The sequence below is a fragment of the Roseateles sp. P5_E11 genome (assembly GCF_054049355.1).
Window position 1 is genome coordinate 1 of the sequence record NZ_JBFUMO010001193.1, and the last position, 566, is coordinate 566.

The 566-nt window shown below is 63.6% G+C and carries 1 pseudogene; it reads left to right on the forward strand.

Annotated features, from left to right (window positions below):
- A pseudogene (locus ACXJKR_RS34275) lies at window positions 1-338 on the forward strand (ABC transporter substrate-binding protein); the annotation flags it as partial.
- Between the last annotated feature and the right edge of the window lie 228 nt (window positions 339-566).

The following is a 566-nucleotide window of genomic DNA, read 5'->3' on the forward strand; positions in this document are numbered from 1 at the left end:
ACACCAAGGCGTACGAGGGTTTGTCGGCCGAATACAAGGCCGTGGTCGAAGCAGCATCTGCCATGGCGCATATCGACATGCAGGCCAAGTACGACGCCAAGAACCCCGGCGCGCTGAAGCAGCTGGTGGGTTCGGGCACCAAGTTGTTCCGCTTCCCCAAGGACGTGATGGACGCCGCGTTCAAGGAATCCATGGGCATCTACGCCGAGCTGTCGGCCAAGAACCCGAACTGGAAGAAGGTCTACGAGGACTTTTCCAACTTCCGTCGCGACCAGAACCTCTGGTTCCGCTTCTCGGAAGCCGGCTTTGACGACTTCATGCAGGCGCAGAAGCTGTAAGCCTCGCGCCGCAGCAAAGGCAAAGCCCCGCGATGCGGGGCTTTTTCGTTGGCGGCCCGGAGTGCCTCCCGGAGTGCCTACTTCTTCGCCGCGTCCTCCAGGGCACGCCGCACGGCGTCGCCGTCATCCGCGGGCGCGCTGGCACCTGACGCCGCTGGTTCAGGGGCGAACAGCTTGCTCGCATCGTCCGAGCTCATGTCAGCGGGCTTGTCGTGGCCGCCCATCTGC